This window comes from Streptomyces sp. NBC_00370 (assembly GCF_036084755.1).
Classification (GTDB): domain Bacteria; phylum Actinomycetota; class Actinomycetes; order Streptomycetales; family Streptomycetaceae; genus Streptomyces.
In genome coordinates this window covers 6270001-6284921 of sequence record NZ_CP107968.1, presented here as the reverse complement: position 1 = coordinate 6284921, position 14921 = coordinate 6270001, and the positions used below count along the sequence as shown (strand labels likewise).

Annotated in this window: 4 protein-coding genes, 1 tRNA gene and 2 rRNA genes (1 of these 7 running past the window's edge); 1 reads left to right on the top strand and 6 read right to left on the bottom strand. The window is 67.3% G+C overall.

The features are described 5' to 3' along the window. Positions 1-148: 148 nt before the first annotated feature. The 3 genes from OHS57_RS28115 to OHS57_RS28105 form a co-directional block, all read right to left on the bottom strand. Positions 149-2971, bottom strand: a complete 2823-nt coding sequence (locus tag OHS57_RS28115; protein ID WP_328583696.1) for an FtsK/SpoIIIE family DNA translocase — start codon at positions 2969-2971, stop codon at positions 149-151. 110 nt (positions 2972-3081) lie between these two features. Next, entirely contained in the window at positions 3082-3750 is a 669-nt protein-coding gene (locus OHS57_RS28110; protein WP_041983711.1) for a response regulator, read from the bottom strand. A gap of 276 nt (positions 3751-4026) precedes the next feature. Beyond that, positions 4027-9459, bottom strand: a complete 5433-nt coding sequence (locus tag OHS57_RS28105) for a HAMP domain-containing protein (RefSeq protein WP_041983713.1) — start codon at positions 9457-9459, stop codon at positions 4027-4029. 348 nt (positions 9460-9807) lie between these two features. Between OHS57_RS28105 and OHS57_RS28100 the strand changes: the two genes are divergently transcribed. Then, complete coding sequence (locus tag OHS57_RS28100; protein WP_041994987.1) at positions 9808-12456, top strand: SpoIIE family protein phosphatase; 2649 nt, start codon at positions 9808-9810, stop codon at positions 12454-12456. Between the two features lie 72 nt (positions 12457-12528). On the opposite strand, the gene OHS57_RS28095 is transcribed toward OHS57_RS28100, so the two are convergent. The 3 genes from OHS57_RS28095 to OHS57_RS28085 form a co-directional block, all read right to left on the bottom strand. Next, positions 12529-12601: transfer RNA gene (locus OHS57_RS28095), tRNA-Thr, on the bottom strand. A gap of 142 nt (positions 12602-12743) precedes the next feature. Continuing rightward, a 5S ribosomal RNA gene (gene rrf, locus OHS57_RS28090) occupies positions 12744-12860 on the bottom strand. A gap of 77 nt (positions 12861-12937) precedes the next feature. After that, a 23S ribosomal RNA gene (locus tag OHS57_RS28085) occupies positions 12938-14921 on the bottom strand (it continues 1138 nt past the right edge of the window).

The following is a 14921-nucleotide window of genomic DNA, read 5'->3' as shown; positions in this document are numbered from 1 at the left end:
TACGAAAGGGTGGGGCAAGCGGAGCATCAGGTTTGTACGCCATCAGAATGGCCGGACGGCACGGCGGAGGCTCAGGACGTGATCCCTCTGTCCAACTTGACGCCCGACCAAGGGAAACGGTTGCCCGCGGAGACTGTCCGGTCCCCTCTTATTCAGCCTTCCCCCGGATCACGTCGAGCACCCCGTCCAATTCATCCGCCTTCACCAGGACATCGCGGGCTTTGGAGCCCTCGCTCGGCCCGACGATGTTCCTCGACTCCATCAGGTCCATCAGCCGGCCGGCCTTCGCGAAGCCGACGCGCAGCTTGCGCTGGAGCATCGAGGTGGAGCCGAACTGGGTGGAGACGACCAGTTCGGCAGCCTGGCAGAGCAGATCGAGGTCGTCGCCGATGTCCTCGTCGATCTCCTTCTTCTTGGCCGTGCCGACCACCACGTCCTCGCGGAAGACGGGGGCCATCTGGTCCTTGCAGTGCTGGACGACGGCGGCGACCTCGGCCTCGGTGACGAACGCGCCCTGCATACGGACGGGTTTGTTGGCACCCATCGGCAGGAACAGTCCGTCACCCTTTCCGATGAGCTTTTCGGCGCCGGGCTGGTCGAGGATGACCCGGCTGTCGGCGAGCGAGGAGGTCGCGAAGGCGAGCCGGGACGGCACGTTCGCCTTGATCAGGCCGGTCACGACGTCGACCGAGGGGCGCTGGGTGGCGAGCACCAGATGGATACCGGCGGCGCGGGCCAACTGGGTGATGCGGACGATGGAGTCCTCGACGTCGCGCGGCGCGACCATCATCAGGTCGGCCAGCTCGTCGACGATCACCAGCAGGTACGGGTACGGCGACAGCTCGCGCTCACTGCCCTCGGGCAGCTTGATCTTGCCCTGCCGGACGGCCTGGTTGAAGTCGTCGATGTGGCGGTAGCCGTACGCGGCGAGGTCGTCGTAGCGCAGGTCCATCTCGCGCACGACCCACTGCAGCGCCTCCGCCGCCCGCTTGGGGTTGGTGATGATCGGTGTGATCAGGTGCGGGATGCCCTCGTACGCGGTGAGCTCCACGCGCTTGGGGTCGACCAGCACCATCCGGACGTCCTCGGGGGTCGCCCTTATCATCACGGACGTGATCAGGCAGTTGATGCAGGACGACTTGCCGGAGCCGGTCGCGCCCGCCACCAGGACGTGCGGCATCTTGGCGAGGTTCGCCATCTCGTAGCCGCCTTCGACGTTCTTGCCGAGGGCGACCAGCATCGGATGGTCGTCCTCGGCCGCGGCGGCGAGGCGCAGCACGTCGCCGAGGTTGACCATCTCGCGGTCGGAGTTGGGGATCTCGATGCCGACGGCCGACTTGCCGGGGATCGGCGAGATGATCCGTACGTCAGGACTGGCCACGGCGTAGGCGATGTTCTTGGCGAGCGCCGTGATGCGCTCGACCTTCACCGCCGGGCCGAGCTGGACCTCGTAGCGGGTGACCGTCGGGCCGCGGGTGAAGCCGGTGACCTTCGCGTCGACCTTGAACTCGCGGAAGACGTTGGTCAGCGAGTCGACGACCGCGTCGTTGGCGGCGCTGCGGGTCTTGCCGGGCCCGCCGCGCTCCAGGAGGTCGAGCGACGGCAGGGAGTAGGTGATGTCGCCCGCGAGCTGCAACTGCTCGGCCCTGGGCGGCAGCGGCCGGTCCTCCGGCGGCGTGGGCTTCGTCAGGTCGGCCACGGCCCCCGCGGGGGTGCCGCGCCGCCCGGCTTCGCGCGCCGACGGCACCGGTACGGAGTGCTCCCGCGACGTGTCGTCGCCGCTCTCCCCGCCGTCCGACCGGTCGTCCGCCCGCTCGTCCTCGCGGTCTTCGGGCCGCTTGCGCATCCGGTCGACACCCTGGGTGAGTCCGGCGACGACGGGCGAGGGCGGCAGCCCGTTGAGTACGGCGCCGTCCAGCGCGGCAGCGGCAGCGGCCGCCACGTCGACGGCGTCCATCGGACGGCCGAAGCCGGACTGCGCCGCGGGCCTGCGCGGCGGCCTGCGCCGGTTGGAGAGCGCCTCGGCCTCGGCCTGTTCGCGATCGTCCTCGGGGTCGAACCGCTCGGCGCGCGGTGCGCGGCGGCGGCCCGCCGGGCGCCGCTCGTCGTCGGGCAGCGCCTCGCGCCACTGGTCCTCGTACCGTTCGTCGTCGCTGTCGTGCTCCGCCGGCTCGACGGGGGGCTCGATGAGCCGCAGCTTGGCCGCGAGGAGCCGCAGCCGCTGCGGGATGGCGTTGACGGGGGTGGCGGTGACGACGAGCAGTCCGAAGACGGTGACCAGCAGCAGCAGCGGTACGGCGAGGACGTCGCCCACGGTGAAGATCAGCGGCTTGGAGACGGCCCAGCCGATGAGGCCGCCCGCGTCCTGCATGGCCTCGGTCCCCTCCCCGCGCCCGGGGGCTCCGCAGGCGATGTGGACGAGCCCGAGCACCCCGAGGACCAGCGCCGAGAGGCCGATGACGATGCGTCCGTTGGCCTCGGGCTTCTCCGGATACAGGATCAGCCGTACGGCGACGGCGCCCAGCAGTATCGGTACGAGCAGGTCGAGCCGGCCGAAGGCGCCGGTGATGAGCATCTCGACCAGGTCGCCGACGGGGCCCTGCAGATTCGACCAGGTGCCGGCGGCGACGACCAGCGCGATTCCCAGCAGCAACAGCGCGACGCCGTCCTTGCGGTGCGCCGGGTCGAGGCCCTTGGCGCCGCGCCCTATCCCCCGGAACATCGCACCCACGCCGTGCGCGGCACCGAGCCATACGGCGCGGGCGAGCCGGTACACGCCGTTCGTCGGTGACGGGGCGGGCCTGGGCGCCGCTTTGGCCGCCGCCTTCTTCGCGGCCGCCTTCTTCGCGGGCGCGGATTTGCCCGGCGCCGCCTTCTTGCCGGGAGCCGCCTTCTGCGGGGCGCCAGTTGTACGCCCGGCGCGCGGCTTCGCGGTGCCCTGGGAACCCTTGCCGGACGTACGTGAGGCCATGGTGCTGAGGTTACCGGTGTGGGCGGTCGCGGACACGTGTGCGCCCCGCTTCACCCGTTCGTGTCGCCCCCGACCGGCCGGGAAGTGACGGTCCGGCCGGGAACTGACGGTCAGTTCTGGGAGGGAAGCGAACCCGGACCGCCACCGCTGCCGGGTTCCAGGGCGTCAAGCGCCCGGCGCAGCCCGGTGAGTTTGCGCTCCAGATGGGCGGCGGTCGCCACCGCCGACGCGTCGGCCGAGTCGTCGTCCAGCTGCTTGGAGAGGGCTTCGGCCTGCTCCTCAACTGCCGCGAGCCGCGCGGACAGTTCGGCCAGCAGCCCGGCGGGCTCCTTCGCCTCGCCCGCTCCGGCCAGTTGCAGCCTGAGCAGTTCGGCCTGCTCCTTCAGCTGGCAGTTCTTCATGTACAGCTCGACGAAGACCGAGACCTTGGCGCGCAGCACCCACGGGTCGAACGGCTTGGAGATGTAGTCGACCGCACCGGCCGCGTATCCCCGGAAGGTGTGGTGCGGGCCGTGGTTGATGGCCGTGAGAAAGATGATGGGGATGTCGCGCGTACGCTCCCGGCGCTTGATGTGCGCCGCCGTCTCGAAGCCGTCCATTCCCGGCATCTGGACATCCAGCAGAATGACCGCGAAGTCGTCCGTCAGAAGCGCTTTGAGCGCCTCTTCCCCTGACGATGCCCGCACCAGCGTCTGATCGAGCGCAGAGAGGATCGCCTCCAGCGCCAGCAGATTCTCCGGCCGGTCATCGACCAGGAGGATCTTGGCCTTCTGCACCATGGCCACCCGCCCTCCTCGCCCCGGCATGGGGCGTCCCCTGTCGGCAGTACCCCTGCTGTTGCCGGGTGTCGCCCCTGGAGACGGCTCCCTTACGCCGTCCGTCCTTGTGCCGGTCATGGTAGCCGCACCCCGCCTGTCGCCACACCCTGTCACCGTGATGTCACTGTGCACGAAGCAAAAACGTAGCGGGAGACCAGAACGTTCCCCGCACACGCCGCCTCACACCCGGCCGACCGCAGCCAACCGGCCCGTCACGATGAATCGTGCACCCTGCGGCTACTTCCCCCGCATCCACCCCTCCATCACCGAGAGCAGATAGTCGGGATCGACCGGCTTCGTCACGTAATCGGAGGCTCCCGCCTCCAGTGCCTTCTCCCGGTCGCCCTTCATCGCCTTCGCGGTGAGCGCGATGATCGGCAGCTCGGCGAACTGCGGCATCCTGCGGATCGCCGACGTCGTCGCGTACCCGTCCATCTCCGGCATCATGATGTCCATCAGCACGACCGTCACATCGTCGTGCTGCTCCAGGACTTCGATGCCCTCGCGGCCGTTCTCCGCGTACAGCACGGAGAGACCGTGCTGCTCCAGCACGCTCGTCAGCGCGAAGACGTTCCGCACGTCGTCGTCGACGATCAGCACCTTCTCCGCCGAGAACGAGTACGTACGACGCTCCTGCGGCGCCTCCTGGGAGCCCTGATCACCTTCCGCGTTGACCCAGCTCGCCGGGGCGCTCCCGGAGCCCTCAGCGACCACCGAGGACGGCTGGGCCGCCTGCTCCGCAGGCGCCGGACCCTGCTCGACCGCGGCCGAACTCTTGCGCCGGCGCCGGAACAGCGCGGCGGGACCCGGCGGCAGCTCCGCCGGCGTCGACGCCTGGAGCTGCGCGTGCCCGCCCATCTCCGCGTCGGAGGCGCGCACCTGCGGATCCACCAGACCGCCGGGCGACAGCTGCGGATAGCCCTGCGGCGGCAGCTCGCTGGGGTGCAGCGGCAGATACAGCGTGAACGTCGAACCGCGGCCCGGCTCGCTCGCCGCGTGGATCTCACCGCCGAGCAGCCGCGCGATCTCGCGGCTGATCGACAGACCGAGGCCCGTACCGCCGTACTTGCGGCTGGTCGTGCCGTCCGCCTGCTTGAACGCCTCGAAGATCACCCGCATCTTGCTCGCCGCGATACCGATGCCGGTGTCCGTGACGGAGAAGGCGATCAGATCGCCGTCGGCCTCGCGCAGCGACCGCGCTTCGAGCATCTGCTCCCTGATCGCGTTCGGCACGTCGGCGCCCGCCGGCCTGATCACCAGCTCCACCGCACCGCCGTCGGTGAACTTCACCGCGTTCGACAGGAGGTTGCGCAGCACCTGCAACAGCCGCTGCTCGTCGGTGTGCAGCGTGGCGGGCAGCTCAGGCGACACCCGTACGGAGAAGTCGAGCCCCTTCTCCGCGGTCAGCGGCCGGAAGGTCGCCTCCACGTAGTCGACGAGCTGGACCAGCGCGATACGGGTCGGGCTGACGTCCATCTTGCCCGCCTCGACCTTCGACAGGTCCAGGATGTCGTTGATCAGCTGCAGCAGGTCGGAGCCCGCGCCATGGATCGTCTCGGCGAACTCCACCTGCTTCGGCGAGAGATTCGACTCGGCGTTGTCCGCGAGCAGCTTCGCCAGGATCAGCAGCGAGTTGAGCGGCGTCCGCAGCTCGTGCGACATGTTCGCCAGGAACTCCGACTTGTACCGCATCGAGACGGCCAACTGCTCGGCGCGCTCCTCCAGGACCTGCCTGGCCTCCTCGATCTCGGTGTTCTTCACCTCGATGTCGCGGTTCTGCCTGGCCAGCAGCTCGGCCTTCTCCTCCAGTTCGGCGTTGGAGGCCTGGAGCGCCTTCTGCCGGTTCTCCAGCTCGGCCGACCGCTCCCGCAGCTGCTCCGTCAGCTCCTGCGACTGCTTCAGCAGCACCTCCGTCTTGGAGTTGACGCTGATGGTGTTGACGCTCGTCGCGATCATCTCGGCGATCTGGCTCAGGAAGTCCCGCTGGATCTGCGTGAACGGCTGGAACGACGCCAGCTCGATCACACCGAGCACCTTGCCCTCGAACAGCACCGGCAGCACGATCACATGCGCAGGTGACGCCTCACCGAGCCCGGACGAGATCTTCAGATAGCCCGGCGGCACATTGAGCTGGATCGTCCGCTTCTCCTCGGCCGCCGTCCCGATCAGCGTCTCGCCCGGCCGGAACGACGTCGGCATCGAACCGGCCGAGTAGCCGTAACTCCCGCGCATGCACAGCTCGTACGAACCGTCCCTGCTGACCTCCCTGCCCAGCTCGGGCAGGGTGCCCGTCTGCATGGCGAGGAAGAAGGCGCCGTGCTGCGCCGAGACGACCGGGGTCAGCTCGCTCATGATGAGCGACGCCACGTCGTCGAGGTCGCGGCGGCCCTGCATCAGACCGGAGATACGGGCGAGGTTGCCCTTGAGCCAGTCCTGCTCCTCGTTGGCGAGGGTGGTGTCACGCAGGTTGGCGATCATCGTGTTGATGTTGTCCTGGAGGACCTGGATCTCGCCCGCCGCGTCCACGTCGATCTTCAGATTCAGATCGCCGCGGGTCACCGCGGTGGCGACGGCCGCGATGGCGCGGACCTGCCGGGTCAGATTCCCGGCCATCTCGTTCACCGACTCGGTGAGGTCACGCCAGGTGCCGTCCACGTCCCGCACCCGGGCCTGGCCGCCCAGCATCCCGTCGGTGCCCACCTCGCGGGCCACCCGCGTCACCTGGTCGGCGAAGGACGACAGCTGGTCGACCATGGTGTTGATGGTGTTCTTCAGTTCCAGGATCTCGCCGCGGGCGTCGATGTCGATCTTCTTGGTGAGATCACCCTTGGCGATGGCGGTGGTGACCGTGGCGATCTGCCGCACCTGCCCCGTCAGGTTGGACGCCATCGAGTTCACCGACTCGGTGAGGTCCTTCCACGTACCGGAGACGCCCGGCACCCGCGCCTGACCGCCCAGCTCGCCCTCGGTGCCCACCTCGCGGGCCACCCGGGTCACCTCGTCGGCGAACGACGACAGCGTCGTCACCATGATGTTGACCGTGTCGGCGAGTTCGGCGACCTCGCCGCGCGCCTCGACCGTCACCTTCTTCGTCAGGTCACCGTTGGCGACCGCCGAGGAGACCCGCGAGATGTTCCGCACCTGACTGGTCAGGTTGTTGGCCATCGTGTTGACGTTGTCGCTGAGGTCCTTCCAGATACCGGTGACCCCGCGCACCCGCGCCTGGCCGCCGAGGATGCCTTCCGTACCCACCTCGCGGGCGACCCGCGTCACCTCGTCGGCGAAGTTGGACAGCTGGTCCACCATCGTGTTGACGGTGGTGACCAGGTCGAGGATCTCGCCCTTGGCGTCGACGGTGATCTTCTTCGACAGGTCGCCCTTGGCGACGGCCGTCGTGACCTCGGCGATGTTGCGGACCTGCGACGTCAGGTTGTTGGCCATGAAGTTGACGGACTGGGTGAGGTCCTTCCACGTACCGGACACACCCTGCACCTCGGCCTGGCCGCCCAGCATGCCCTCGGTGCCCACCTCGCGGGCCACCCGGGTCACCTGCTCCGCGAAGTTGGACAGCTGGTCCACCATCGTGTTGAGGGTGTTCTTCAGCTCCAGGATCTCGCCCCGGGCGTCCACATCGATCTTCTGCGACAGGTCACCCCGCGCGACCGCCGTCGCGACCTGCGCGATGTTACGGACCTGCGAGGTCAGATTCCCCGCCATGCCGTTCACGGAATCGGTCAGATCGCGCCAGACACCCGCGACACCCGGCACCTGCGCCTGACCGCCCAGCCTGCCGTCCGTACCGACCTCACGGGCCACCCGCGTGACCTGGTCGGCGAAGGCGGACAGCTGGTCGACCATCGTGTTGATGGTGTTCTTCAGCTCCAGGATCTCGCCCCGGGCGTCCACATCGATCTTCTGCGACAGGTCACCCCGCGCGACCGCCGTCGTCACCTGCGCGATCTGCCGCACCTGGTCGGTCAGGTTCCCCGCCATGAAGTTGACGGAGTCGGTCAGTTCCTTCCAGGTCCCGGAGACACCGTCCACCCGCGCCTGGCCGCCCAGCATGCCCTCGGTGCCCACCTCACGGGCCATCCGGGTCACCTGCTCGGCGAACGACGACAGCTGCGCCACCATCGTGTTGACGGTGTTCTTCAGCTCCAGCATCTCGCCGGCCACATTGACCGTGACCTTCTGCGACAGGTCCCCGTTCGCGACCGCCGTCGTCACCTGCGCGATGTCCCGCACCTGGCCGGTGAGGTTACGGAACGCGGTGTTCACCGAGTCGGTGAGGTCCTTCCACGTACCCGCCGCGCCCGGCACCTCGGCCTGGCCGCCCAGCTGCCCCTCGACGCCGACCTCCCGCGCCACGCGCGTGACCTCGGAACCGAACGAGTTCAGCTGGCCCACCATCGTGTTGACGGTGTTCTTCAGCTCCAGCATCTCGCCCGCGACATCGACGGTGACCTTCTGCGACAGGTCCCCGTTCGCGACCGCCGTCGTCACCTGCGCGATGTCCCGCACCTGATTGGTCAGGTTGCCGAAGACCGTGTTGACCGAGTCCGTCAGGTCCTTCCACGTACCCGCGGCGCCCGGCACCTGCGCCTGGCCGCCCAGCACACCCTCGGCCCCGACCTCGTTCGCCACGCGCGTCACCTCGTCGGCGAACGTACGGAGCGTCTCGGTCATCTGGTTGATCGTCTCGGCCAGCTGCGCCACCTCACCGCGCGCGCTCACCGTCACCTTCTGCGACAGATCGCCGTTCGCGACCGCCGTCGTGACCTCCGCGATGCCGCGCACCTGGTTGGTCAGGTTGCCGGCCATCGTGTTCACCGAGTCGGTGAGGTCCTTCCAGACCCCGGCCACCCCCGGCACGGTCGCCTGGCCGCCCAGCTCCCCCTCGGTGCCCACCTCGCGGGCGACCCGGGTCACCTCCGAGGAGAACGACGACAGCTGGTCCACCATCGTGTTCACGGTGTTCTTCAGCTGAAGCATCTCGCCGGCCACATGGACCGTGACCTTGCGGGACAGATCACCCTTGGCGACGGCCGTCGTGACGAGAGCAATGTCACGTACCTGGGCCGTCAGCCGGTACGCCATCGTGTTGACCGAATCCGTGAGGTCCTTCCACGAACCGGACATACCGCGCACCTTGGCCTGGCCACCGAGCTTGCCCTCGGTACCGACCTCCAGCGCCACCCGTGTGACCTCGTCGGTGAACGCCGACAACTGGTCGACCAGGTTGTTGACGGTACGGGCCACCTTCAGGAACTCGCCCCGCAGCGGCCGCTCCGCACCCTCGGCCGAATGCGAGCGCAGCTCCATACGCTGCTCAAGATCACCCTCGGCGACCGCGGAGAGCACCCGGCCCACCTCGGAGACGGGCCGCGCCAGATCGTCCACCAGAGCGTTCGACGCGTCGATGGCGGTGGCCCAGGAACCCTCACAGGCCCCGGTCTCCAGCCGTTCGGTGAGCTTTCCCTCACGGCCCACCATGCGACGCACCCGGGCCAGCTCGCCCGTGAGATGAAGATTACGGTCGGCGACCTCGTTGAAGACGGCGGCGATCTCCGCCATCACGTCGTCGCCCGACACGGTCAGCCGCTTACGGAAATTCCCGTCCCGCATCGCCACGAGGGCCGTCAGCAGTCTGTTCAGGGCAGCGGCATCCACCTCGGCCGTCCCATTGTTCCGGGACCGTCCGCCTTTCGTGCGCGTGTGACCGCCACGCGTCTCCACGTCAGACTCCACCGTGTCCCTCCCGCAGGGGTTGACCGTACTGCCCGGACTCTCTCCGGAAGCCTGCCCAGTGTTTCACCCTGGCTGAACCAGGCGATAACAGTTCGGCAGCTTCGCATAGCGTCCCCACCCCAATAGGGCGGAAACAGTGCTGACCGGCATCCGCCAGGACCGCGAAGGTAAGTAACCTGGCATCCGGCTGTCCAACCGTCCCGGTCCGCCCGGCGGGGACGGAGCGGCAAAAGTACTACCGACGGGCATGTGAAGGGGCGGGGCCGATTCATGGCAGAGCCGGGTGTCGAAACGCGTACGAGGAGTTCTGTGATCACCGCGCGGGCCGCCGCCACCTTCGAGCCCGAAGGGCGCTCCGTGGCGACTGCCCGTGCCTTCGTCCGGGACACCCTCCAGGGCTGGGGCTACTCCGACGTCGTCGACGACGCCGTGGTCCTGACCAGCGAACTCGTCACCAATGCCGTCATCCATGCCGGAACCTCCGCCGACGTGCTCTGTCTGCGTACCGAGGACGGCGTCCGCGTCGAGGTCGCCGACCGCTACCCCGAGCGCGAGATCCCCATCCAGGGGACCGGCCGCCAGTTCGGCAATCCCGACAGCGAGAACGGCCGGGGACTGCTGCTCTGCGCGGCCCTCGCCTCACGCTGGGGCGTGGAGTACACCCCCACCAAGAAGCAGGTGTGGTTCCAGCTCGACATGCCCGACCGTCCGGTCGGCACCCGCTCGGCGGGACCCGCCCTCCCCACAAGTCTGCTCCCCGTCGCCGACGAGCGCGTACGCGTCGCCGTCGTCCAGGTCGACCCGGCGGGCGCCGTGGCGAACTGGAACGACGACGCCGAACACCTCTTCGGATACGCGGCCGACCAGGTCACCGGCAAACCCTTCACCGACTTCGCCGCCTGGCCGCACACCCCGGGCATCGGCATGGGCATCGCCGAAGCACTCCGGCTCTCCCGCTGGGAGGGCAGCTACGGCATCCGCTGCGCCGACGGCCGCGTCATCCCCGTCTACGCCGCGCACCTCCGGGTCCGCGACACCGACGGCGCCCCGTCCACGGTGTGCCTGCTGGTACGCGACTACGAGCGCGCCGTCATCCAGACCCCGCCACGCGCCCCGTCCACCGACAGCGCCGAGCACAGGGCCGCCGACCCCTTCGAGGTCTTCATCGGCTCCCCCGCCCCCGAAGACCTCGACGGCCTCCTCCAGCGGACCGTCGAACGCGCCCGCGACATGCTCGACGGCGACTCGGCCTTCCTGCTGCTCGCCACGGACGACGAGACAGAACTCGAAGTACGCGCCACGACCGGACTGCCCTCCGCCCGTCAGCGCTTCGCACGCGTCCCCGTGGAGGCCGGCACAGGGCGCTACGGCTCGGCGCGCATGCCGGCCGTCCACGACGACCTCACGGCCGTCCCCGGCGCCGTACCGCTCCTGAGCGACACCGGCATGCGCTCCGTCGTCACCGTCCCGCTCAAGGTCGAAGGCCGGCTCACCGGCTCCCTCGGCGTCGCCGCCGAAGGCTCGGCCCGCTTCAGCAACGAAGCCGCACTGCGCCTGCAGTTCGCCGCCGACCGCATCGCCCTGGCCGTCGAATCGGCCCGCCTCGGCGAACTGGAACGCCTGCGCCGAGGCTCGCTGTCCTTCCTCGTCGAGGCCTCCGACCTGCTCGCCGGAACCCTGGACCGCAACCAGACCCTGGCCCTGATGGCACAGATGACGGTCCCGACCCTGGCCACCTGGTGCGCGGTCTACACGATCGCCGACCAGTCGTCGGACCCCGAGCTGTCCTTCGTGCTGCACGAGGACGAGGAGCGCATCGACGGCCTGAAGGCCCTGCTGTCGAAGATCAACCCGCCGGAACCGGTCCCCACCCCCGGCGCCCGCATCTGGACGGCACCGTCGGAGGCCGCACACCAGTCGGCGCTGCGGACCTCCATGCGGGAGCTGGGCGGCGACGCGGCGCTCGCCGGATCGGGCGTCGGCCCCACGCTTGCCACGGCCGCAGCGGTGGGCGGCGAGACCGTGGTCCTGCCCCTGGTCGCCCGCAACCGCGTCATCGGCCTGCTCACCCTGGGCAAGCCCTCCGACGACCACTTCCGCCAGGAGATCCTGGAACTCGCCGAAGACCTCTCCCGCCGGGCGGCCCTCGCCCTCGACAACGCCCGGCTCTACTCGGAGCGCACGGCGATCAGCCAGTCCTTGCAACGCAGTCTGCTGCCGCCGGGGCTCCCGCAGATCCCGGGCGTCGAGGTCGAGGTCATCTACCGCGCGGCCGGCGAAGGCAACGAGGTCGGCGGCGACTTCTACGACCTGTTCCCCATCAAGGACGGTGCCTACGGCTTCGCCATCGGCGACGTCTGCGGTACGGGCCCGGAGGCAGCGGCCGTCACCGGCCTCGCCCGGCACGCCCTGCGCCTGCTGGCCAGGGAGGGCTTCAGCGGCCCGGCCGTGCTGGAGCGTCTGAACGCGGCGATCCTCGACGAAGGCGACCGCAGCCGCTTCCTCACCCTGCTCTACGGCGAGTTGTGGCCGCAGGAGGACGGCAGCGCGAACCTGAAGGTGGTCTGCGCCGGCCACCCGCTCCCCCTGCGGCTACGCCAGGACGGCACGGTCGAAGCGGCAGCCGAACCCCAGCCGCTGCTCGGCGTGATGGAGGACCTGGAGCTGTACGAGCAGATGATCACGCTCGACCCGGGAGACGTACTGCTGTGCGTCACCGACGGCGTGACAGAACGCAGGGAAGGCACCCGCATGCTGGGCGACGACGGCCTGGCGGACGTCCTGACGACCTGTACGGGACTCACGGCGGGAGCGGTCGCCTCACGCATCCTGCGCGCGGTGGAACGGTTCGCCGCGGAGCCGGCGTCGGACGACATGGCCATCCTGACGATGCGCATTCCGGAGCCGCAGCCCAACTAGCGGCGAGGTGCCGGCACATGACGGCACATGAGAAAGGCCCCCGCCGATGGCGGGGGCCTTTCTGCTGAACTGAGCCCCAATGCGGAATCGAACCGCAGACCTTCTCCTTACCATGGAGACGCTCTACCGACTGAGCTATTGGGGCGCGACAACAGGCAAAAGCATACCTGATGCGGGGCGGGCTCAGAAACCCCACGAGGCTTGCCACGGAGGGCGGTTGACCGTGAACGCAGAAAAGCCCCCGCACCGTGAAGGTGCAGGGGCTTCCCTGGTCTAACTGAAGAATTGTTCGGCGGCGTCCTACTCTCCCACAGGGTCCCCCCTGCAGTACCATCGGCGCAATGAGGCTTAGCTTCCGGGTTCGGAATGTAACCGGGCGTTTCCCTCACGCAATGACCACCGAAACACTATGAAGTTGAACCACCGGATATGGACACAGCTGTTCGTTACTTCAGAACTAACACAGTGGACGCGAGCAACTGAGGACAAGCCCTCGGCCTATTAGTACCAGTCAGCTCCAACCGTTACCGGTCTTCCACATCTGGCCTATCAACCCAGTCGTCTACTGGGAGCCTTAACCCCTCAAGGGGGTGGGAGTCCTCATCTCGAAGCAGGCTTCCCGCTTAGATGCTTTCAGCGGTTATCCCTCCCGAACGTAGCCAACCAGCCATGCCCTTGGCAGGACAACTGGCACACCAGAGGTTCGTCCGTCCCGGTCCTCTCGTACTAGGGACAGCCCTTCTCAAGACTCCTACGCGCACAGCGGATAGGGACCGAACTGTCTCACGACGTTCTAAACCCAGCTCGCGTACCGCTTTAATGGGCGAACAGCCCAACCCTTGGGACCGACTCCAGCCCCAGGATGCGACGAGCCGACATCGAGGTGCCAAACCATCCCGTCGATATGGACTCTTGGGGAAGATCAGCCTGTTATCCCCGGGGTACCTTTTATCCGTTGAGCGACGGCGCTTCCACAAGCCACCGCCGGATCACTAGTCCCGACTTTCGTCCCTGCTCGACCCGTCGGTCTCACAGTCAAGCTCCCTTGTGCACTTACACTCAACACCTGATTACCAACCAGGCTGAGGGAACCTTTGGGCGCCTCCGTTACTCTTTAGGAGGCAACCGCCCCAGTTAAACTACCCATCAGACACTGTCCCTGATCCGGATCACGGACCCAGGTTAGACATCCAGCACGACCAGAGTGGTATTTCAACGACGACTCCACCTGAACTGGCGTCCAAGCTTCACAGTCTCCCACCTATCCTACACAAGCCGAACCGAACACCAATATCAAACTGTAGTAAAGGTCCCGGGGTCTTTCCGTCCTGCTGCGCGAAACGAGCATCTTTACTCGTAGTGCAATTTCACCGGGCCTATGGTTGAGACAGTCGAGAAGTCGTTACGCCATTCGTGCAGGTCGGAACTTACCCGACAAGGAATTTCGCTACCTTAGGATGGTTATAGTTACCACCGCCGTTTACTGGCGCTTAAGTTCTCAGCTTCGCCACACCGAAATGTGACTAACCGGTCCCCTTAACGTTCCAGCACCGGGCAGGCGTCAGTCCGTATACATCGCCTTACGGCTTCGCACGGACCTGTGTTTTTAGTAAACAGTCGCTTCTCGCTGGTCTCTGCGGCCACCCCAAGCTCACACCGTAAAGATGATCACCAGGAATGGCCCCCTTCTCCCGAAGTTACGGGGGCATTTTGCCGAGTTCCTTAACCATAGTTCACCCGAACGCCTCGGTATTCTCTACCTGACCACCTGAGTCGGTTTAGGGTACGGGCCGCCATGAAACTCGCTAGAGGCTTTTCTCGACAGCATAGGATCATCCACTTCACCACAATCGGCTCGGCATCAGGTCTCAGACTTAATGTTGTGCGGATTTACCTACACAACGCCCTACACCCTTACCCCGGGACAACCACCGCCCGGGCTGGACTACCTTCCTGCGTCACCCCATCGCTTACCTACTACCACCTTGGACCGGCGGCTCCACCACTCCCCTTTGCCCGAAGGCTCCAGGACGGCTTCACGGCCTTAGCATTAATGGGTTCAGTACTGGGCGTTTCAAAGCGGGTACCGGAATATCAACCGGTTATCCATCGACTACGCCTGTCGGCCTCGCCTTAGGTCCCGACTTACCCTGGGCAGATCAGCTTGACCCAGGAACCCTTAGTCAATCGGCGCACACGTTTCCCACGTGTGTATCGCTACTCATGCCTGCATTCTCACTCGTGAACCGTCCACCCCTCGCTTCCGCGGAGGCTTCACCCGGCACACGACGCTCCCCTACCCATCCCAACGGGCGTTGGCCCTCATGCTGGAATGACACGACTTCGGCGGTACGCTTGAGCCCCGCTACATTGTCGGCGCGGAATCACTTGACCAGTGAGCTATTACGCACTCTTTCAAGGGTGGCTGCTTCTAAGCCAACCTCCTGGTTGTCTCTGCGACTCCA